Below are 20834 nucleotides of genomic sequence, written 5' to 3'. Positions count from 1 at the left end.
ACCGGGATCACCGCGCCGCACCGTGGCTGGCAATGTAATCGCGCAGCCAGGTCAGCGCCGGCCGCTCGGTGCCATCGGCCCGGATCAGGTACGCCGCTTCCTTGTCGCGCCACAGGCCGGGGCGAAAGCCCCACAGCGTGATACCGTGCACGCCGGGGTGCTCCCAGAACACCGGGAACACACGCTGGTAGGCGGCCAGCTGCTGCGCATCGGTGGGCCCGTCCAGATCGAACTCGGTGATGTAGATCGGCAAGCCGGTCGCGGCCAGTGCATCGAGATTGTCGCGGTGCACCGACATCGCCACATTTGGCGTGGTTTCGAAGGCATGCTCCTGCACGCCGATCGCATCGACCAGTTGCTCGCGCTGCAGCAACTGCACGATCTGCAGGTACTTCTGCGTGGCCTGGGGGCTGTTGGTGATGCTGTAGTCGTTGATCATCAGCCGCGCACGCGGAAAGTGCTGGCGCGCCAGCCGGAACGACTGCAGCACCCATTCCCAGCCGCTGGCGCCGTTGCCGCCGAGCGCCTGCAGATAATTGCCGCCGCCGATGTCGTCCTTGCTGGGCGGATCGTTGAGCGGCTCGTTGACCACTTCCAGCAGGTCGATCTCCGGATAGCGCTGCGCCACCGCGGCAAACCACTGCTCGATCTCGCGGCGCTGCTCGGCCGGCCGCAGCGACTTGATCCACTCCGGCTGCTGATTGCCCCACACCATCACATGCATCTGAAACGGCATGCCGTTGGCCTTGGCCAGCCGGTAAGCAGTATCCAGCCCGCTCCAGTCCATCTGGTCGCGCACCGCTTCCACGCTGCCCCACTTGCCGCTGTTTTCCGGCGTGAGCTTGTTCCAGTACTGCGCAAATCCCGGGGACTGTTGCGGACTGTAGGCGCTGCCCAGGAACTTGGGCGCGCCGGAAGCCAGCGGTGCGGCCTGCGCAAGCGTTGCGACGTTCGCCGCCAACAACAACCCGATTGCCAGTGTGCGTATCTGCATGATGATCCCCTCAGGAAGATGCGTTGGCGGTCGGTGCGGCGGCATCTGCCGGCAGCTGCGCCGGCGCCAAGCGTGGCACCAGCATGTGTACCACCGCCAGCGCCAGCAGATACGCAGAGCCTGCCATCAGGAACACCGGCACATAACTGCCGGTGGCCTGCAGCAGGAACCCGATGAAGGTGGCGATCAGCATGCCACCGACCGCGCCGGCAAAGCCGCCGATGCCGACCACGGTGGCGACCGCGTGGCGTGGAAACATGTCCGATGGCAGCGTGAACAGATTGGCCGACCACCCCTGGTGCGCAGCGGTGGCCAGGCCGATCAGGCCCACGGCCAGCCACAGGTTATCGGCGCGTGCAGCGAACACGATCGGCACCACCGAGATCGCGCAGATCAGCATTGCGCTCTTGCGTGCGCGGTTAACGCTCCAGCCGCGCGCGATGAAGCGCCCGGCGACCCAGCCGCCGGCAATGCTGCCGATATCGGCCAGTACGAAGATCACGATCAACGGCGCGCCCAGTTGCAACAGACTCAATCCGTATTCGGCATGCAGGAACTTGGGCAGCCAGAACAGGAAGAACCACCAGATCGGGTCGGTGATGAACTTGCCCAGCACGAACGCCCAGGCCTGCCGATGCCGCAGCACCTGCAACCACGACAGCCGCCGCTGCACCGGCTCGTGCGCATCGCTGCGGATATGCGCCAGCTCTGCCGCCGACAGGCCGGGTTGCTGCTCGGGCGGGTGATAGCTGAGCCACCACACCAGCAGCCAGGTGGCGCTGAGCACGCCGGTGAACAGGAATGCCGCCTGCCAGCCCCAGGCGGTGGCGATCAGCGGCACCAGCAACGGCGCGACGATCGCACCGATGTTGGAGCCGGAATTGAAGATGCCGGTGGCCAGTGCGCGCTCGCGACGCGGGAACCACTCGGCCACCGTCTTCAGCGCAGCGGGGAAGTTGCCGGACTCGCCCAGCCCCAGGAAGAAGCGCGCAATCGCAAAGCCCACCACGCTGGTGGCCAGCGCATGTCCCATCGCCGCCAGGCTCCAGATGCCGATCGCCAGCGCGTAACCGACGCGCGTGCCGAAGCGGTCGATCACCGCACCGCTGCACAACAGGCCCAGCGCGTAGGCGGCCTGGAACGCGGTGACGATATAGCCATACTGGATCTCGTTCCAGCCAATCTGCGTCTGCAGAAACGGCGCCAGCACGCCCAGCACCTGGCGGTCGACATAGTTGATGGTGGTGGCGGCAAGCAGCAGTGCGCAGACGCGCCAACGCATGCGGCCCAGGCGCGCCAGCGTGCCGGCAGGTGCAGCCGCTTGCGGCAACTCGCTCATGCGCGCGGGCGCCATAGCGCTGCTGGACCCAGCCTGCGATGGGCAGTCGCGCAACGGCCACTGCAATGCGCTGCCACATGTCGCGTGTGGCCCGGCCTCTGGCTGCCGCGTTCTTTGGTTCGTTTCATCGAGCACTGCACCTGCACGAAGGTGGCCTTGCGCCACGGGTGATAGCGCTACCATTACCACGCTGCCGGGCAAAAACCATCGCGCAGTGCAACACGCCAGTGCGCCATATGCAGCCGGCACCATTCCGATCAGCGCCACTGCCGCAGCCGCCACGATGCCTTCCGTCGCCTATGCTGCCCTGCAGCGTGATGTTCTGAATTTGGTAGCGCTAACATCGGCCACCACTGATCGCCCGTCTCCCCCATCGCACCATCGCCGCGCCGCTACCGGCAGCGGCACTCCCTACGCAGGGGCGATGCGTGGGACATCTGCTCACCTGTTAGGGAAGGGATTACGGTGAAGAACAGCTACGCACAAACCGCGTTGTCCTGCGCGTTGGGGTCCATCCTGCTGGGCATGACCAGTACCACCGCCTGGGCGCAGTCCAGCGACGCCGACAGCGCTGCCGCCACCGCACAACCGCCCACGGCCGCCGCTGCCAGCGGCGATGCGGTGACCCAGCTCGACACCGTCACCGTCTCCGGCTACCGGCGCAGCATCCAGTTTTCCACCGATGCAAAGCGCGACTCGGTGGGCTTTGCCGACACCGTGTTTGCCGAGGACATCGGCAAGTTCCCGGACATGAACATCGCCGAGTCGCTCAACCGCATCCCCGGCGTGCAGCTCTCGCGCGACGTCAATGGCGAGGGCCTCAACATCGCCATCCGCGGTCTGGGCACCAGCTTCACCAAGACCACGCTCAACGGCGCCAGCATCGCCACCGCCTCGATCGGCCTGAACGCGCAGAACCAGAACCGCGAAGTCGATCTGAACCTGTTTCCCACCGAGTTCTTCACCCAGCTCACCGTCAGCAAGACGCCCACCGCCAGCATGCTCGAAGGCGGCGTCTCCGGCGTGGTGGACATGCGCAGCGCGCGTCCGTTCGATCGCCCCGGCGTGCACTTCACCTATCAGGCCCAGGCGGACTGGAACAGCACCAGCGAAAAGACCACCCCGCGCGGCGCCTTCATGGGCAGCTGGACCAACGAGCAAGGCACCTTCGGCGCATTGCTGGGCGTGGCCTCGGTGCGCAGCAAGCTGGGCGTGCGCGGCTTCGAAAGCGTGGGCTGGACCAACCCCGGCCTCACCTACACCCAGTGCGGCCTCACCCCGCCTGCCGGCACCCCGGCCACCAATCAACCGGCCGCGTGCAACGTCAATGGTGGCGGCAACTGGCGCATTCCCGACCGCGTGCCGGCCACCGCCGGCAGCGGCCTGACCACCGGCGAGACCATCGATGCGGCCTGGCTGCTGGCGCGCAACCCGGGCCTGAGCATCGACCAGATCAGCGACGCGCTGATTCCGCGGCTGGGCCGCAGCGTCTACATGAATGGCGATCGCGACCGCGATGCCTCGGTGATGTCGCTGGAATGGCGCCCGTCCGACAGCATGCATTTCTACCTGGACACGCTGTATTCGGAAGCCAAGCGCACCACCGAGCGGATCAGCATGAATCTGATCGGCCGCAACGGCAACATGATCCCGCTGGGCATGCAGCTGGACCAGAACAACGTGGTCACCAGCGCCACGTTTGCCAATGCGCAGTACTTCCTGGAAGCGCGCCCGTACCGGGAAGAGGTCAAGTTCTGGAGCGTCAATCCGGGTGCCGAGCTGTTGTTCGGCGAGAACCAGGACATCAAGCTCAACGTGCAGGCCAATGCCACGCGCAGCTGGCTGCAGCGCGAGTCGCCCAGCATCCTGGTCACCTCGCCGTTCACCACCGTCGATTACCGCAACGAAGGCGGCGACCGCCCCTCGATCAGCAGCCCGCTCGATCTCAACGACCCCAATCTGGGCTGGGGCTGGAACGGCGGCCGGGTCAATATCCAGAACGAAAAACGCGTGACCGAAACCCGGGGCGCACGCGCCGACCTGCAGTTCGGCGAAGACAAGCGCAACATCAAGATCGGCGCCGCCTACGACCAGGCCGAGCGCACCATCCGCGGCTTCGACAACAGCATCGCCTGGGAGCAGGTGGTCTGCCGCGGTGGCGGTGGCAATGTCTGCAACGGCGGCCCTGGCTCGGCAATCCCGAATGCGGCGCTGGCCGGCTATCTGCGCCCCGGCCCGGATGGCTTCATCACCGCCGATTTCAACCGCTTCCTGGGCGACACCAATTACTACGCGCTGCGCGATTCCGCACCGGAGACCAACTCCGCCAACACCGGTGCCTCGGCCGGCGGCATCCGCGAAAAAAACTGGGGTTTCTATATCGAAACCAACGCGGAAACCGAAGTGTGGAACCGCACGCTGCGCTTCAATGCCGGCGTGCGCTACGTGACCACCGACCAGACCATCACCGGCCCGGTCACCATCAACGGCATCCGCCGCGTCCAGGTGCTGGATTCGGACTACAAGGAAACCCTGCCCTCGTTCAACGCCGCCTGGGACGTGGCCGACAACGTGGTGCTGCGGCTATCCAGCTCGCGCACGCTCACCCGGCCTGACCCCAGCGCGATGTTGCCCAACACCAACTTCAGCGACCCCTCCGCGCAGACCGCAACCCAGGGCAATCCGAACCTGGCGCCGTACCTGTCCACCAACGTGGATTTCGGTGGCGAGTGGTACACCGGCGGCGAAGGCTATGTGGGCCTGACGTTGTTCAACAAGCGCATCAGCGGCTTCACCGTCAACGGCGTGCGGCGTATCCCCTTCAACGACCTGGGCGTGCCCTACGACAGCCTGCTGCCGATTCAGCAGGCCGGCCTGGACCAGCGCGGCGGCCCGAATGCGGCCACCGTGGATGTCCAGACCCAGGTCAACGCCGACGGCGTGCTCAACATCCGCGGCACCGAGGCGATCTGGGTGCAGCCGCTGGACCGGCTGGTCGACGGTCTGGGCTTCAGCGTGAACTACACCCATGTCACCCAATCCTCCGAAGGCGAAGGCATTCCGGCAGTGGCGGTCGGCGTTGCACCCAACCTGTGGAACGGCACCGTGTACTGGGAAAAGGACGCCGCCTCGGTGCGCCTGTCCTACACCTGGAACGACGACATGGTGATCTCCGGCGCCAACCAGAATGGCATTCCCTACGCGCGCCTCAACGCCGATGCGCGCGGGCAGCTGGATCTGTCTGCCAGCTACACGCTGGAATCGCTGCCGTCCAAGCCGCAGATCACCCTCAACGTCACCAACCTCACCGACGAGCCGCTGCGCACCACCTACGCCTGGCCCAACGCCACCTACGATCTGTACGAGCCCGGGCGCACGGTCATGCTCGGCATCCGCGGTACCTTTTGAGTGCTGTGTTTGCCGGTCGCGATCACCTCCCATCGCGACCGGCAGCCTGGCGCGCGCCGCGGCGTTTTCCGCAGCACTCCCTGAGCCCCGCCCCACCTCATGAACGATCGCTCACAACAGCTCTCCTTGCGCGAAAAGATCGGCTACAGCCTGGGCGACCTGGCGGCCAACCTGATCTTCCAGACGCTGGTCACCTTCCTGGCGTTCTTCTATACCGATGTGTTCCGCATCCCGGCGAGTGTGGCCGCCACCCTGATCTTCGTGGTGGGCATGCTCGGCGCGTTCGTGTTCACGCCCATCATCGGCATCCTGGCCGACCGCACCCGCACGCGCTGGGGCAAGTTCCGCCCGTGGATCCTGTGGACGGCATTGCCGTTCGGTGCCTTGTCGCTGGCCGCGTTCAACACACCCGCACTCGGCGAGCAGGGCAAGATCGCCTACGCCTTCGCCACCTACACGCTGCTGATGCTGGTGTACGTGGCCAACAACCTGCCGTACTCGGCATTGAGCGGCGTGCTCACCGGCAGCATGGAGCAGCGCAATAGTTTGTCGGCGTACCGCTTTCTGGCGGTGACGTTTGCACAGTTCATCATCCAGGTGTTGTTGCTGCCGCTGGTCTTGATCCTGGGCAATGGCGACAAGGCACAGGGCTTTCGCAACACCATGGCGCTGTTTGCCGCCGTCGGCACGCTGTGCTTTCTGATCACCTTTTTCACCACCCGCGAGCGCGTGCTGCCGATCAGCGAACAACGCAGCAGCGTACGCCAGGACCTCACCGATCTGGTCCGCAACAGACCCTGGCTGGTGATGCTGTCGCTGACCATCCTGGTCTTCATCAATCTCGCCATGAAGGGCGGGATGTACATCTACTACTTCAAGTACACCCTCGACGCGAACGCGTTGACGCTGTTCCTCGACAACGCCGGCTTCAACCGCTTCATCGCTGCGATCAACAGCATGCTTACCGGCGCCGGCCTGAGCGCGCTGCAATGGCCGCAGGACGCACCCACCTCGGCCTTCAGCGTGTTCAGCGCCGGCGGCATCCTGGCGATGATCGTGGGCATCGGCTTTTCCAAGCGGCTGGCCGATCGCTACGGCAAGCGCAACGTGTTCGGCGGCGCGCTGCTGATCTCCACGCTGTTCCTGCTGGCGTTCTACGTGTATCCGCCGACTGCGATCGCCTGGGTGTTCGCCTCCTACGTGCTGCACGGCTTCTTCTACGGCATCACCATCCCGCTGCTGTGGGCAATGATCGCCGACGTGGCCGACTACTCGGAATGGAAGAACCACCGCCGCGCCACCGCGATCATCTTCTCGGCGATGTTGTGCGGCCTGAAGATCGGCCTGAGCGTCGGCGGCGCGCTGGTTGCCGGCATCCTGGCGTTCTATGGCTACGATGCCGCCCTGCCGCTGCAAAGCGATGCGGTGACAAACGGCATTCGCCTGGCCATCAGCGTGTATGCGTCCATCCCGTTCCTGCTCGGTACCGCGTTGCTGGCGCTGTACGAGATCGACAAGCCGCTGGAAACCCGCATCGAACACGAGCTGGGCCTGCGCCGACGCAGCGCCGCGCTCGCCACCAGTTGACGCCCTCTCCCTCCCACCTCATGCACAGGTACGCGCATGTCCGATGAACTGCACACCGCTGCACTGCAGGCGCTGGCGCGCACCGCCATTTCCGCACCGCTGGTCACCCACCTCTATACCGCCGATCCTTCCGCACACGTGTTCGACGGCGCCTTGTACATCTACCCCTCGCACGACATCGATGCCGGCGTTGCCTTCAGCGACGATGGCTCGCACTTCGACATGGCCGACTACCACGTCTTCCGCATGGCCCATCCCGGTGCACCGGTGGAGGACCTCGGGCAGGTCCTGCACGTGCGCGACGTGCCGTGGGCACAGCGCCAGATGTGGGCACCGGATGCCGCGCAGCGGGACGGCAAGACCTATCTGTATTTTCCCGCCAAGCGGGCCGACGGCATCTTCCAGATCGGCGTGGCGGTCGGCGATGGCCCGCAAGGCCCGTTCGTCGCCGCAGCCGAACCCATCGCCGGCACCTACTCGATCGACCCGGCGGTATTTGCCGACCACGACGGCGCGCATTACCTGTACTTCGGCGGCATCTGGGGCGGCCAGCTGCAGCAGTACCGCGACAACGTCTATGCGCCGGACCATCAGGAACCGGGCGACGACGCGCCCGCACTTGGCCCGCGCGTCGCCCGCCTGCACGAGGGCATGACGCAACTGGCCGAACCCACCCGCGAGATCATCATCCTCGACGAACACGGCACCCCGCTACGCGCAGGCGACCACGCCCGCCGCTTCTTCGAAGGCCCCTGGGTCCACCACCATGCCGGCCGCTATTACTTGTCCTATTCCACCGGCGACACCCACCGCATCTGCTACGCCACCAGCGATACCCCGTTCGGGCCATTCGCCTACCAGGGCGTGCTGCTCGCACCGGTGGTCGGCTGGACCACGCATCACTCCATCTGCCTGTTCAACGGCCAGTGGTATCTTTTCTATCACGATGCTGTCTTGTCGGGCGGGCAGACGCATCTGCGCAGCATCAAGATGGCACCGCTGGAGCACGACGCGGATGGAAGGATCGCGACGATTCATCCATATGGGGAAGACGCGGTATCGCCCTGGTGAATGCCGTCGGGCTACCGCCTGCCGGGACTATCGGCGCGTCATGGCTCGACCGCCGGCGCTGAACGACACGTCCTGCCACCGCTGCGCTTTCAAAGCGCGTCTTTATCCTCGTTGCGGCTGATCGTCGACCCGGCGCTCACCGCTCCGTGATCGCGCGTTTCCTGGCATGCGCAAGGCGTCGGCCTGGCGCTTCAACACCGCCATGACATGTCGAGCGTTACGGTCGTGCCGCTGGCACACCACGCCAGCGTGCACTCAGTCCGGAACTGCATCGCATGGGCTTGCATCCGGACGCACAGTAACGCCGTAGGCCTATCTACGGGTTCTTTCTGGTGGAGGTTGCCATGCGAGGTGGTTCGATGCTGTTGTTGCTGACGCTAGCGGTCTACGGGAGTGCCAGTGGGAGCGAGTCGCGTGCCGCCCTGCCCCGCGCAGACAGCGTCGACGTGCCGCGCTTCATGGGCGACTGGTACGTCATCGCGCACATTCCCACCCGGCCCGAGCGCAAGGCCTACGATGCCGTGGAGCGCTATGCGCTGCGGCCGGACGGCCGCATCCAGACCACCTTCACCTACCGCAAGGGCAGCTTCCAGGCACCGCTCAAGTCCATGCATCCGATCGGCCAGGTGGCGAAGGAAGGCAATGGTGCGCTGTGGAGCATGCAGTTCTTCTGGCCGTTCAAGGCCGAGTACGTGATCGCCTGGCGGGATGCGGCCTACGCGCAGACCATCGTGGCGCGCAGCAAGCGCGATTACGTCTGGTACATGGCGCGTACCCCGCAGGTGTCCGATGCCGACTATCAGCAGGCTGTCCAACGCATCGCCGCCATGGGCTATGACGTGTCGCAGCTGCGCCGCGTACCGCAGTCACAGCGGTAACGCGGTAAGAGTGCAACCAGCTCAGCGATGCAGTGACTGCATCGCCGGCTCTCGCACACGGGCTGCGTCAGGCGTCCTTGTCATCCACGGAAAACTCCCAGCCGTCATTCAGGCCACCCAGCGGCTTGGCCTCCACGGCCAGCTCCTCCTCGAACGCCGAAATCGCCTTGTGCGACGGCACCATGGTCGGATACACCGTCACGTCCATCGGAAACGCGGTGTTTTCCGGATAGTGGCAGCAACGCACCTTTTGCTCGAAGCGCAGCAGCATCACCGAGAACTCCAAGGCCGATTCCTTCGTGGGGAAGACCACGGAGAACGCAATCTCGCGCGGCTTCGACAGGTCCACGCCTTGCTGGGCAATGTGCCAGAGGGTGTTGCCGTTATCGTCGTTGGGATACAGGTCCGGATGTCGTTGCATGTGAGCTTCGGTCTTTGGCGGCCGGTGGCCAGGGAAGAGCGCTGGCGCTGATTGTGCGCTCTGGTCGCGTGTCGCCAGGATCCAGACCTCGGCTGCTGGAGCCTACCGTCTCCCAGTGTTCGAGGTGCCTGCTCAGGCAATGAACCTGCTATGCAGATGGCCGCACGATGTGCGACCACCTTGGGCAATTCACGGCAGCCAAACCAGATTCATCAACTGCGGATCCGCGGTCACCTTGACCAGCTTGCCGCTGGGGCCGAACTGCACCTGGTACTCGGAGAAGCTGTCGCGCCAGTAGCGCCAAAGCGAGGCGTCCAGATTCGGGTTTTCGCTGCTGATCGGGTAGCCGACCGCCATCAGCACCTGTTCGCGGGTCATGCCGCCAGTGAGCTTGCCGTCATTGATGGCCTGGCGGATCTTGGGCGGGAAGGTGGCGAGCTTGAGCTTGGGGTCGGCGGTGACGACATAGCGCGCGGCGAAGGCGGTGTTGTCCAGGTCGCGGCTGTAATCGTTGCCGATGGACTGCTTTTCGCCGGCGATCTTGAGGTTGACGCGGTTGCGGCCGAAGCCGGTGACGCTGACCGGGGTGCCTACGGGAAGCATGCGCTTGCCGTCTTCGGCGTAGTTGCTGTCGCTGATCCAGCTGCCGTCGGTGCGCAGGTTGCAGCACAAAAAGCCGTCGTACTTGGCGACGTCGGCGGCGCTGGCCAGGTTGGCGGCGGTGAGCAGGCTCAGGGCCAGCAGGGAAGAACGCAAACGCATCGTAAAGACTCCTTTCTCGACGGCCATGGCCGCGCGGCAATGATGGGATCAGGCGCGCCGCCGTTTCCCCAACGGCGCGCAGGCATTGTCGCAGCCCCGGGCGGCTTGGCAAGCACGGGTGACGCGGCCGGCCCGTGGTTGTGTATGCTCGGAGCCGTGGAAACTCTCTCACCCGCCGAGATCGCCGAGCAGATCGCCGAGTTGCGACGCGCCCACCGCGCGTTGGACGAGGAGATCCAGCGCGTGCCCGCCAACATGGACGACGAGCTGCAGATGAAGCGCCTGAAGAAGCGCAAGCTGCATCTCAAGGACTGCATCACGCGGCTGGAAATGGAACTGGTGCCTGACGAGCCGGCGTGAGGCTGGTGCGTGCGGCCGCCTGGGTCTGCTTTGCGGCAGTGGATATCAAGGTCGCGGTGACAGGCAGTTGAGTCAGTTGGTGACGCAGGCAGGGGTTTGTCCGCATGGCGCCGGCTTGAGCTGAGGCGTGTCGCGTTGGTCGCTTGGGCCACACCCTCACCCCAACCCCGCTGCGCGCCCCAGCCCACGTCTTGCGATGCGGGCGCTCCAAGGCACGCGCGCCAGTGGCGCGCAAGCGGTGCGGCTTCGCCCCGAGGGGACAGGGGCTTGATACGCCGGCCTTGGAGAATTGTCGATCTCTTCGGCCGATCTGGGCAACGGATCCGGGCGCTTGTTCGCGTCAGCGGACGTGCAATCGCCTCACCGCTTTTGCGCGTCAGGCGCCGACTGTCGTAAGACGACCCGAGCCGCCGTCCTCAGCCTGCGCGCAGCAGGATCTTGCCGCGGCGGCCCGGTTCGGCGCTTGCCGCGGCCGCCTTGGCTGCATCTTCCAGATCGAATACCGCTTCCACCGGCAGGGCTAGGCTGCCATCGACGGCGGCCTTGAGCAGTTCGCCGATCATGCGGCGCTTGTCCTCGGGCTTGGTGGCGGCCATGACCTTGCTGCCCCAGAAGCCGCGCACGCTGGCCTGCTTGAAGATCACATCGCCGCTGGAAATCTGCAGCGGCTCGCCGGTCATCGAGCCGAACGAGATCAGCTCGCCGCCCTCGGCAAGCAGCCCCATCAGGTCGCCGGCCGGGCTGCCGGCGACAGAGTCGATTGCGCGCACGATCGGCGCCTCGCCGACCAGCGCGCGCACGCTGTCCTGCCAGCCCTCCCGGGCGGTGGAGACCGCGTTGCCAATGCCCAGGGCCTGCAGCTCGTCCACGCCGGCGTCGCGGCGCACCAAGTTGACCACGTTGATACCGCGCGCGGCGGCGAGCATGGCGACAGTCTTGCCGACCGCGCCGTTGGCGGTGTTCTGAACGATCCAGTTGCCTTTTTCGACATGCAGGAACTCGATCAGCATCAGCGCGCTCAGCGGCATGGCGATCAACTGGCAACCGCGGTCGTCGTCCAGCGCGTCGGGCAGCGGCACCACGCCGGACGCGTCGGCCAGGAAAAACTCCGCCCAGCTCTCGTGCACGCCGGCGGCGACCACGCGCTGGCCGGTCTGCAGGCCCTGGACGCCTTCGCCCAGAGCATCGATCACCCCGGCCGCCTCGCTGCCGCCGATTGCGGGAAGCTCCGGCTTGTAGCCGTAATTGCCACGCACCGTCCACAGGTCGTGGTTGTGGATGGGCGAGCGACGCATGGCGATGCGCACCTGGCCCTTGCCGGGCTGCGGGGTGGGCCGTTGACCGAGTTCGAGCACCTTGGCCGGGTCGCCGAATTGGGTGTGGATGGCTGCGCGCATGGAAATCTCCTGCCGGGCACGCCAGTGATCCAACGCACCCGATCGTGATGAAAGGTGGCGCGATGCTATCGGCACGGCTGCAAGAGGCGGATGAAACGAACGGAACTGTTGTGTGAAGTTGCGGGCGTTGGTGAACAACGCCGCGAGTGACTCTGGTCAGCTGCAGCGCCGGATAATCTGCGTGCTGACCGACCCGCATCCGCCCTTCGGGCACCTTCTCCCTGTGCGAGAAGGGAAGCATGGTGCGCATCTGCGCTTCCCTGCGGGTGCGCTGCCATTGCCCGGCATCACCTACCGCAGGGAGAGGCTGGCGTTTGTACTGCCGCCTTACTCGGCCGGCGGCAGCACCACGTCCGGCTTGACCGCCTCGGGGCTGACCCGCTCGATAGTGTGGCGCAATTCGCGGCCAAGGATGAACTTGGCGTCCTTGGCCCAGGCATCCAGGCGCTCGTCGAACAGCAGCTTGCTGTTCTCGTCCGGCCACACCAAGCGCAGCTCGCGCAGTTTCTGGATGAAGCTGCGGAACAGGGTCTTGTCGAAGAACTCCGGGGCGGCCGGGGCATACAACAGGCTCAGGCGTTGCGCGGCCTGCTGGCACAGGCTTTCCAGTTCGCCGGCACCGAGCACGCCGGGGCCGTTCTTCACCAGCACCGAGATGGCGATGTAATAGCGCTCGAAGGCCTGCTGCAGCGAATGGCCGATCGCACGCAGGCGGAACACCTCGTCGGTCTGCCCGGTGTTGCGGGTAAGGATGCCGCCATCGTCATCGGTGACGTTGAGCAGCAGGCCTTCGCGCACGAACATGTCGATGGTCTGCTCGATACGCTCGGCAAAGCGGTCCTCGCTCCACGGCAGGAACAACTCCGCCTGCAGGAACGGGTACACGGTGCGCCCCAGGCGCAACAGACCGGCACGGCTCATGCGGCGGTTGTTCTGGAAGCAGCACGCCACCCACGAGGAGGCGGTGAACAGGTGCAGCACGTTGTTGCGGAAGTAGCTCAGCAACACCGCAGTGTCGCCGCTGACGCTCAGCACATCGCCCAGCGGATGCGACACGCGCGTGAGCACGTTGATCTCTTCGGCGTGGGTGATGATGCGCGCCGGGGTGTGCGGGGTGACGGTGACACGGTCCGAATACGGCATCTCCGCCAGCAGCTTCTTGCACAGCTCGATCTGCGCGATCAGGTCGGCCTCGCCCATCGCGTGCTTGGGCGTGGACAGCAGCGCCAGCGCCAGCAGGTTGATCGGGTTGACGTCGGCGGCGCAGTTGATGCGGGTCTGGATCTGGGTGGACAGCGTGTCCACCGCCGGTGCCAGCCAGGTGGGCTTTTCGTCGTCGGGCAGCGGTTGGCCGTCCCAGTCGGGCGCGTGTTTGGCCAGCACGTCGTTGAGCGCGATCGGCTCGCCGAAGTTCACCACCACCTGGCCGTAGTTCTGCTTGAGCACCTTGGGGATGGACCACAGCAGGCCCCAGATGGATTCCTTCTCCTTGGGCCGGCCGGTGAGCTCGTCAAGGTAGCTGTTGCCTTCCATCAGCTTTTCGTAGCCGATGTAGACCGGCTGGAACAGCACCGGCTTGCGCGGCTGGCGTAGGTAGGCGCGCAGCGTCATCGCGATCATGCCGCCCTTGGGCTGCAGCAGGCGCCCGGTGCGCGAGCGCCCGCCTTCGACGAAGTATTCGATCGAGTAACCGCCGGCCACCAATTGGGCGACGTACTCGCTGAGCACCGCCGAATACAGCGCATTGCCCTTGATCGAGCGGCGGATGAAGAACGCGCCGCCCTTGCGCAGCAGCGTGCCCACCACCGGCAGGTTGAGGTTGATGCCGGCCACGATGTGCGGCGGCACGATGCCGCGTTCGTACAGCAGGTAGCTCAGCAGCAGGTAATCCATGTGGCTGCGGTGGCTGGGCACGTAAACCACCTCGTGCCCGGGCGCGGCCTGCTTGAGCTTGTCCAGGTGATGCACCAGCACGCCGGCGTAGATGCGGTTCCACACGTGGGTGAGCAGGAAGCTGGCCGAGCGCACCACCGGGCTGGAATAGTCGGCGGCAATTTCCCAGGCGTAGGCATGCGCCTTGCGCCAGGCATCGACCGGCTTGGAGTTGTCGCGCTTGGCCTGGGTGGCGATCGCCTCGCGCACCGAATCGGCGGCCAGCACCTGGTCCACCAGCAGGCGGCGGGTGGACAGGTCCGGCCCGATCACTGCCTCACGGATACGGCGGAAATGCGTGCGCAGCACGCGCTGCAGCTTGCGCAGGGTGCGCTCGGGCGGCAGGCCCTCGGCCATGGTCTGGCGCAGCGAGATCGGCGGAGCGAAGCGCACGATGGTGGTGCGGCCGTTGAGCAGCACCGCCAGCAGGCGCCGGAAGCGGCCGACCAGCGCCCAGTTTTCCGAGAACAGCACCGCAAACCAGCCGCTCTGCTTGTCCGGCGCGCGGCCGACGAAGATCGACACCGGCACCAGATGCACGTCCAGGTCGGCGCGCACGCGATGCGCCTGCAGCAGCTTGGCCAGCGAATCCGAATGGGTCTTGCCGCCGCGCTGCTCGGGGATCAGCGAATTGCTGCTGCTGCGCCGCGACAGCGCCAGGTAGGCGCGCTTGCGCTGCAGCGGGTCGCCCGGCAGCGGCACCAGTGGCGAGGGCAGCCCGGCCTCGCGGCAGGCCTTGTCCAGGATCAGCGCGCTGGACAGGCCGTAGTCCTCCAGCACGTAGACCACCGGCGTGCCGTCGTCGTAGCGGCTCGGCTGATCCGGTTCGATGGTCAGGCTCAGCCAGGGGTCGGCCAGGCGGCCGAGCAGGCGCGCCCACCACGGGCGTTTGGCGCTGCGGGCAGCGGCGACGGCGGGCGCGATCGACGGCGCAGCGTCCGGCGGAACCGGAACGGCGCTCGGCAAGGCGGCGGCCGTGGCACCGAGATCGGCAGCAGCGCTGGGCGGGGCGGGCTGGCCGTCCGGGAACGGCAGGGGATTCTGTTCTGGCATCACGGTCATTATCGCCCAGCCGGGCGTTGCCCGGTGGCGGCGGGCGTGGCGGGCGCGGCCGCCGGGGTGTCAGGCGTTGCAGCGGCGTCGGGTGCGGGCGCCGCCGGCGCAGCGCCGAGCAGCGCCTGCACCTCGTCCTGGGTCTGCTGCTGGTACCAGTGGCCGTCGCGCTTGATCAGGCCGATGCTCAGGTCGATGTCGTGCGCGGCCAGCGGATAGCGCAGCCGCACCTGGGCGCGGTCGCCGTCTTGCCTGATCAAGCCGGTGCGCAGCGCATCCAGGCTGCTGTCCAGCGACAGGCCGTAACGCTCCAGCACCTGCTTGGCCGCGGCCCAGAACGGCCCGAGCCGGCGCAGGCTCTCTTCCATCCCCAAGCGCTGCAGATCGGCGTCCGAGCCGATGCCGGTGGCGCGGGCGGCAGTCACCAGGTCGGCGATGCTGGCCTTGGCGCGCGCGCGATCGGCCAGCGGCGCAGTGGCCGCCCAGGCGCTCAGGGCATCGACCAGCTGCACGTAATGGGCGCGCTGCTCGGGCTGGTAGTCGCTGCGGCTGCGCAGGTATTGCACGCCGAACTGGCCCAGCGACTGCGCAGCCTGGCGGATGCCCTGCGACTGGCCGGCCAGCTGTGCATCGAAGGCCTGCTGCAGCTGGCGCTCGGCGCCGGGCGCCGACAAAGTGCCGAGCAGGCTGCCGACCTCGTTGGGCAGCGGTAGCTCGGTCAGCGGCCAACGGCTGGCGCCGCTGCGCCAGGCCGCCTCCAGCTGGGTGTATTGCGCAGGTGTGACCCGGATCCGCGCATAGGCGACCAGGTCGTTGCGCCGCAAGGGCAGGGTCATCGACTGCATCGCTGCGGCTGGCTCGGCGCTGGCGCCCGGCAAGGCGGCGGTCTTGTCAGCGCGCTGGCAGCTGCCCAGGCACAGCGCTGCCAGCAGCACCCACGCGATGGACTGGAACCGGCCGGCGCGGACGGTAGATGGCGACATGCGCACGCTGTTCCCCTGATCGATCGGCGCATCTTGCTGTCTGAACGCACTGGCGGCAAGGCGCGCGACAACCGTGCGCCCGGGTACGGTGCGGAAACGTTAGATTTTCGTAGTTCCATGCATGTTGTCGCCCAGTGTCCGACATTGACTGCCGTTGTCCTTCCCGGACAAACTTGTCCAGGCGATGCCGCCAAGCCCTTGTGCCACCTGCGTTTGGCCCAATGGTGCAGCGCATCATGTAAGCGCTTGCAGTTCCTGCTAGCGTGCGCGCCATCTCGCTCTGAGGTCGCCATCGGTTGGGGCCGATGTCATTCATGTGCATGTGTGACACGAACGTTCTGCGCCAGCGGACCGTGCGACCCTTCCCGGCGTGCGGTGGCAACCGCGTTGTTTTGGAGGTTTTGCCATGAGTCGGCCACGCTCCGAAGGCGGTAGCGTCACCATCAAGGACGTCGCGCGCGAAGCGCAGGTGTCGGTGGCAACGGTCTCGCGCACCATGAATGGGCACCAGCATGTGGCCGAGTCGGTGCGCGAGCGCGTGCTGCAGGTGGCCCGCGCGCTGCATTACATCCCGCACCACGCCGCGCGCAGCCTCAGCAGCCGGCGCACCCACACCATCGGGGTGGTGTTGCCGGACCTGCATGGCGAGTTCTTTTCCGAACTGATCCGCGGCATCGACCAGGTGGCGCGCGAGCAGGGCTACCACCTGCTGGTGTCCAGCTCGCACGGCGACCCGCAGGCGCAGCGCAGGGCGCTGGAACGCCTGCCTGGCCGCGTGGACGGGGTGGTGGTGATGTCGCCCTCGCTGGGCGACTCCGGCGTGCACGAGGACGCCCTGCCCGGCGGCCTGCCGGCAGTGCTGCTCAACTGCGCCGGCACGGCCAGCCAGCGCCCGGTGCTCAACGTGGACAACTACGGCGGCGCGCGGACGATGACCCGGCACCTGCGCGACAGCGGCCACCGCCGCATCGCCTTCATCGCCGGGCCGGCCGACAACTTCGATGCGCATGAGCGTCTGCGCGGCTACCGCGACGAGCTGGCGCTGGATGCCGACGTGCAGCCGTGGGTGCTGCCGGGCAACTTCGACGAAGAGTCCGGCTACCGCGCCGGCCAGACGCTGGCACAGGGCGCGCGCCCGGATGCGGTATTCGCGGCCAACGACATGATGGCGCTGGGCTGCCTGTTCGCGCTCGGCCATGCCGGGCTGAAGGTGCCGCAGGACATCGCGCTGGCCGGCTTCGACGACGTGCCGATGGCGCGCTACGTGCTGCCGGCGCTGACCACCATGCGGGTGGATATCGCCGGGCTGGGCGCGCGGGCACTGCAGTTGTTGCTGGGCCAGCAACTGGTCGATGCGCCCGCCCCGCCCGCCGATGCCGCACCGCCGGCGTTTTCCGAGATGGTTCCCGAACTGATCGTGCGCGCGTCCAGCGCGCCGCGGGCGGCGCCTCCCACCTGAAACGCGCCACCACGCTTTGCCGAACGTGTGTTGCTTGCAGTCCGTTGCCGTTGTTGCCAGCTGTCCCGCTTGACGCAGTACCGACGCGCCAGCCACTCCGCTGGTTCGCGCTTTACCCCTGGGAGGGGGAAAGTCATGAAGAATTACCGCACCGTCTCCACCCTGCCAGCGCGCAGCCTGTTGTGCTGCGCCCTTGCCGCCTCGTTGCTGGCCAGCACCCCGGCCATGGCCCAGTCCAGCAATGCGACCTTGCGCGGCCAGGTTGCGGCAGCACAGGCCGGCACCACCGTGACCGCGACCAATGTCGCCAGCGGCGCCGTCCGGCGCGTGCCCACCGGCGCCGACGGCAGCTACGCGCTGGTCGGCCTGCCCCCGGGCACCTACAAGGTGGATGCCGGCCCCGGTAGCGAGCAGACCGTGACCCTGTCGGTGGCCTCGTCGGTCACCTTGAACCTGGGCGGCAGCGCAGCCGCGGCGCCTGCCGGCGATGCCACCACGCTGGATGCGGTGCAGGTCACCGCCACCACGCTGCAGGAGGTCAAGACCTCCGAAGTGGGCACCAACGTGTCGCTGAAGCAGATCAGCACCGTGCCGCAGCTGACGCGCAACTTCCTGGAGTTCGCCGACACCGTGCCGGGCATGCAGTTCGAGACCAACTCCAACGGCAACAGCCAGATCCGCGGCGGCGCGCAGGGCAGCTCGGCGGTGAACGTCTACATCGACGGCGTCGGCCAGAAGAGCTACCTGTTCGGTGGCGTGTCCGGCCAGGAGCAGAGCGCGGGCAACCCGTTCCCGCAACTGGCCATCGGCGAGTACAAGGTCATCACCTCCAACTACAAGGCCGAGTTCGACCAGGTCGGTTCGGCAGCGATCGTGGCCTCGACCAAGTCCGGCGGCAATGAGTTCCACGGCGAGATCTTCGGGCGCACCAGCAATACCGATTTCCGCGCGCGCCAGCCCGACGAACGCGCCGGCGCACCCAACTCCGATGGCAGCAAGCGCAAGACTCACCAGGACGAATACGGCTTTGCGCTGAGCGGGCCGATCGTGCAGGACAAGGCGCATTTCTTCTTCAGCTACGAAGGCAAGGGCTTCGAGGTCTCGGCCGATCCGGTGGCCGTGCCCGATCGCTTCAGTGCGCTCAGCGACGACCTGCCGGCCGGCGTGCAGAGCCGGCTCGGCTCGGTCACCCGCCCGTTCAACGAAGACCTGTACTTCGGCAAGGTCGACTGGGACATCGGCGAGAACGACCGCCTCGAGCTCACCGGCAAGTACCGCGACGAAGAAAGCCGCGACAGCGTCGGCGGCCAGACCACCGCGATCGCCTCCAAGATCAACCTCAACACCGAAAAGCGCTTCGACCTGCGCTGGCAGCATTACGGCGAGCGCTACGTCAACGAAGCGCGCGTGTCCTATGAAGACGTGCTGTTCAATCCCACCGCCTACACCGTGGGTAGCCAGAGCGTGTACACGCGCGGCATCGCCGAAGACGACGTGCTGCTCAACGACGGTGCCACCAGCGGCCTGGCGATCCAGCGCAAGGGCCAGAAAGGCCCCAGCTTCCAGAACGACCTGACCTTCAACAACCTCGAGTGGCACGGCAACCATGTCATCAAGATGGGCGTGAAGTACAAGGAAGTGGAGCTGACCCAGAGCGAGAACTCTGCGGCCAACCCGTCGTTCTACTACGCGGTGGGCGATGGCGCGGGCACCTCGGCCATTCCCTACCAGGTGCGCTTCAACCTGCCGTTCGCCGGTGCCGCACCGTCGGTGACCACCACCAGCAAGCAGCTGGGCCTGTACATCCAGGACGATTGGGACGTCAACGACAAGCTGCAGTTGAATATCGGCGTGCGCTGGGATGGCGAAAAGATTCCCTCGTACCTGGACAACGTGACCCCGCCGGAAGTGGTGGCGGCCTTGAACGGCCCCGGCACCGATCCGGCCGTGAGCGCCACCTACGCCGAGCAACTGGCCAAGGGCGGGGTGGACATCAACGATTACATCAGCAACGGCCGCAATCGCAAACAGGACAACAACAACTTCGCGCCGCGCCTGGGCTTTTCCTACGACTTCCGTGGCGACGAGTCGCTGGTGCTGTTCGGCGGTGCCGGCCGCAGCTACGACCGCAACCTGTTCGACGTGATGGGCCTGGAGCAGATCAAATCCGCGCTGGCGCAGTACACGATCCGCTTTGCCGGGCCCACCAACTGCGTCCCGGCGCCGGGTACCTGCACCGCCTTCGATCCGACCTATGTGAGCAATCCCGACAGCCTGGCCAACCTGGTCGATGCGCGGGTGCGCAACGGCGAAATCGACCTGCTCAACAACGATCTGAAGACGCCGTATGCCGACCAGTATTCGTTGGGCCTGCGCACCCAGCTGGGCGACTGGAACACCTCGGCCACGCTGTCGTATATCCATAGCAAGGACGGTTTCATCTTCACCCTGGGCAACCGCTATGCCAACGGCGATTTCTTCCAGAACGGCGCACAGGCGTTCGAGCAGCGGCCGCAGGGCTTCGGCAACCTGATCATCGGCAACAACGGCGTGGAGACCAAGACCGGCCAGTTGCTGCTGTCGGCGGACAAGGCCTATACGCAGGAGAGCGGCTGGGGCCTGACCGCGGCCTACACCTTCTCGCGTGCGCGCGGCAATCGCGGCAACGACGATCGCTACGGATTCGATGCGGCCACCATTGCCGACTATCCGTTCCTGGATCTCAATGCGGTGCCGCGCCATCGCCTGGTGCTTACCGGCATCTACGACCTGTTCTGGGGCATCAGCGGCTCGGCCAAGCTGACCCTGGCCACGGTGCCGCCGCGCAACGAGGCGATCTCCTACGACCAGTACGGCGGCCCGAGTTCGGACAATATCCGCGTAGTCTCGGTGGATGCGCCCGGCGGCAAGTTCATCGCCGGCGGCGACATCTTCGGCACCCGCCAGCTGGACCTGTCGTTGTCCAAGGACATGCACATCACCGATGCGGTGACGGTGCAGGTGCGCGGCGATCTGATCAATGCGCTGAACTTCCGCAACTACGATCAGTACAGCATCGACTGGGGCAGTGCCGGCGTGTACGACCCGCGCGTGAGCATCAACCAGTACGGCGCGATGTCCACTCCGCCACGGACCTTGTTCATGAGCGCACGCATCATCTGGTAACGGCTGCGTTGGCGGCTCCGGCGTC

At 66.3% G+C, this 20834-nt stretch carries 14 protein-coding genes; 7 read left to right on the top strand and 7 right to left on the bottom strand.

Annotation, left to right across the window (positions count from 1 at the left end; translation table 11 throughout):
* Positions 1-7: 7 nt before the first annotated feature.
* Entirely contained in the window at positions 8-994 is a 987-nt protein-coding gene (locus tag ABQ137_RS20205) for an endo-1,4-beta-xylanase (protein WP_349783441.1), read from the bottom strand.
* A gap of 10 nt (positions 995-1004) precedes the next feature.
* Complete coding sequence (locus ABQ137_RS20200; RefSeq protein ID WP_503021258.1) at positions 1005-2516, bottom strand: MFS transporter; 1512 nt, start codon at positions 2514-2516, stop codon at positions 1005-1007.
* 282 nt (positions 2517-2798) lie between these two features.
* On the opposite strand from ABQ137_RS20200, the gene ABQ137_RS20195 reads away from it, so the two are divergent.
* The 4 genes from ABQ137_RS20195 to ABQ137_RS20180 all read left to right on the top strand — a co-directional run bounded on the left by ABQ137_RS20195 (position 2799) and on the right by ABQ137_RS20180 (position 9277).
* Positions 2799-5741, top strand: a complete 2943-nt coding sequence (locus ABQ137_RS20195) for a TonB-dependent receptor (protein WP_184615964.1) — start codon at positions 2799-2801, stop codon at positions 5739-5741.
* Positions 5742-5840: 99 nt separating this feature from the next.
* On the top strand, positions 5841-7328 hold the full coding sequence (locus ABQ137_RS20190; RefSeq protein WP_039563770.1) for an MFS transporter: 1488 nt from the start codon (positions 5841-5843) through the stop codon (positions 7326-7328).
* Between the two features lie 36 nt (positions 7329-7364).
* On the top strand, positions 7365-8399 hold the full coding sequence (locus ABQ137_RS20185; RefSeq protein ID WP_349783440.1) for a glycoside hydrolase family 43 protein: 1035 nt from the start codon (positions 7365-7367) through the stop codon (positions 8397-8399).
* Between the two features lie 344 nt (positions 8400-8743).
* Positions 8744-9277, top strand: coding sequence for a lipocalin family protein (locus ABQ137_RS20180; RefSeq protein WP_054592246.1), 534 nt, complete (start codon positions 8744-8746; stop codon positions 9275-9277).
* A 67-nt stretch (positions 9278-9344) separates the two neighbouring features.
* Here the strand turns inward: ABQ137_RS20180 and ABQ137_RS20175 are convergent, their stop codons facing one another.
* Positions 9345-9698 carry a ribonuclease E inhibitor RraB gene (locus tag ABQ137_RS20175; RefSeq protein WP_024937634.1) on the bottom strand — a complete coding sequence of 118 codons (354 nt, stop codon included), beginning with the start codon at positions 9696-9698 and terminating at the stop codon, positions 9345-9347.
* A gap of 189 nt (positions 9699-9887) precedes the next feature.
* Positions 9888-10460 carry a hypothetical protein gene (locus tag ABQ137_RS20170; protein WP_039527696.1) on the bottom strand — a complete coding sequence of 191 codons (573 nt, stop codon included), beginning with the start codon at positions 10458-10460 and terminating at the stop codon, positions 9888-9890.
* A gap of 156 nt (positions 10461-10616) precedes the next feature.
* On the opposite strand from ABQ137_RS20170, the gene ABQ137_RS20165 reads away from it, so the two are divergent.
* Entirely contained in the window at positions 10617-10820 is a 204-nt protein-coding gene (locus tag ABQ137_RS20165; RefSeq protein WP_023905744.1) for a YdcH family protein, read from the top strand.
* A gap of 416 nt (positions 10821-11236) precedes the next feature.
* Here the strand turns inward: ABQ137_RS20165 and ABQ137_RS20160 are convergent, their stop codons facing one another.
* The 3 genes from ABQ137_RS20160 to ABQ137_RS20150 all read right to left on the bottom strand — a co-directional run bounded on the left by ABQ137_RS20160 (position 11237) and on the right by ABQ137_RS20150 (position 16185).
* Positions 11237-12217, bottom strand: a complete 981-nt coding sequence (locus ABQ137_RS20160) for a zinc-binding dehydrogenase (protein ID WP_349783439.1) — start codon at positions 12215-12217, stop codon at positions 11237-11239.
* A 327-nt stretch (positions 12218-12544) separates the two neighbouring features.
* Complete coding sequence (gene plsB / locus ABQ137_RS20155; protein ID WP_349783438.1) at positions 12545-15211, bottom strand: glycerol-3-phosphate 1-O-acyltransferase PlsB; 2667 nt, start codon at positions 15209-15211, stop codon at positions 12545-12547.
* Positions 15211-16185 carry a hypothetical protein gene (locus ABQ137_RS20150; RefSeq protein ID WP_065033356.1) on the bottom strand — a complete coding sequence of 325 codons (975 nt, stop codon included), beginning with the start codon at positions 16183-16185 and terminating at the stop codon, positions 15211-15213. The genes plsB and ABQ137_RS20150 overlap by 1 nt, the downstream gene beginning before the upstream one ends.
* A gap of 406 nt (positions 16186-16591) precedes the next feature.
* On the opposite strand from ABQ137_RS20150, the gene ABQ137_RS20145 reads away from it, so the two are divergent.
* Together ABQ137_RS20145 and ABQ137_RS20140 are read left to right on the top strand one after the other, a co-directional pair.
* Positions 16592-17644 (top strand): LacI family DNA-binding transcriptional regulator, encoded by a 1053-nt coding sequence (locus ABQ137_RS20145; protein WP_104593425.1) that lies wholly within the window; start codon positions 16592-16594, stop codon positions 17642-17644.
* Positions 17645-17779: 135 nt separating this feature from the next.
* Positions 17780-20809, top strand: a complete 3030-nt coding sequence (locus ABQ137_RS20140) for a TonB-dependent receptor (RefSeq protein ID WP_349783437.1) — start codon at positions 17780-17782, stop codon at positions 20807-20809.
* The last annotated feature ends 25 nt before the right edge of the window (positions 20810-20834 follow it).

Origin of the sequence: Xanthomonas sp. WHRI 8393 (assembly GCF_040203315.1) — a bacterium.
Classification (GTDB): Bacteria; Pseudomonadota; Gammaproteobacteria; order Xanthomonadales; family Xanthomonadaceae; genus Xanthomonas; species Xanthomonas arboricola.
The sequence above is the reverse complement of the archived record's forward strand: the minus strand, read 5'-3'. Positions and strand labels throughout refer to the sequence as shown.

What these genes read in the sequence shown, in the direction of transcription:
- ABQ137_RS20145 (WP_104593425.1), top strand. Translation starts at nt 16,592, where the DNA reads ATGAGTCGGCCACGCTCCGAAGGCGGTAGCGTCACCATCAAGGACGTC.
- ABQ137_RS20175 (WP_024937634.1), bottom strand. Translation starts at nt 9,698, where the DNA reads ATGCAACGACATCCGGACCTGTATCCCAACGACGATAACGGCAACACC.
- ABQ137_RS20150 (WP_065033356.1), bottom strand. Translation starts at nt 16,185, where the DNA reads ATGTCGCCATCTACCGTCCGCGCCGGCCGGTTCCAGTCCATCGCGTGG.
- ABQ137_RS20190 (WP_039563770.1), top strand. Translation starts at nt 5,841, where the DNA reads ATGAACGATCGCTCACAACAGCTCTCCTTGCGCGAAAAGATCGGCTAC.
- ABQ137_RS20205 (WP_349783441.1), bottom strand. Translation starts at nt 994, where the DNA reads ATGCAGATACGCACACTGGCAATCGGGTTGTTGTTGGCGGCGAACGTC.
- ABQ137_RS20140 (WP_349783437.1), top strand. Translation starts at nt 17,780, where the DNA reads ATGAAGAATTACCGCACCGTCTCCACCCTGCCAGCGCGCAGCCTGTTG.
- ABQ137_RS20180 (WP_054592246.1), top strand. Translation starts at nt 8,744, where the DNA reads ATGCGAGGTGGTTCGATGCTGTTGTTGCTGACGCTAGCGGTCTACGGG.
- ABQ137_RS20185 (WP_349783440.1), top strand. Translation starts at nt 7,365, where the DNA reads ATGTCCGATGAACTGCACACCGCTGCACTGCAGGCGCTGGCGCGCACC.
- ABQ137_RS20160 (WP_349783439.1), bottom strand. Translation starts at nt 12,217, where the DNA reads ATGCGCGCAGCCATCCACACCCAATTCGGCGACCCGGCCAAGGTGCTC.
- ABQ137_RS20170 (WP_039527696.1), bottom strand. Translation starts at nt 10,460, where the DNA reads ATGCGTTTGCGTTCTTCCCTGCTGGCCCTGAGCCTGCTCACCGCCGCC.
- plsB (WP_349783438.1), bottom strand. Translation starts at nt 15,211, where the DNA reads ATGACCGTGATGCCAGAACAGAATCCCCTGCCGTTCCCGGACGGCCAG.
- ABQ137_RS20200 (WP_503021258.1), bottom strand. Translation starts at nt 2,516, where the DNA reads ATGGTAGCGCTATCACCCGTGGCGCAAGGCCACCTTCGTGCAGGTGCA.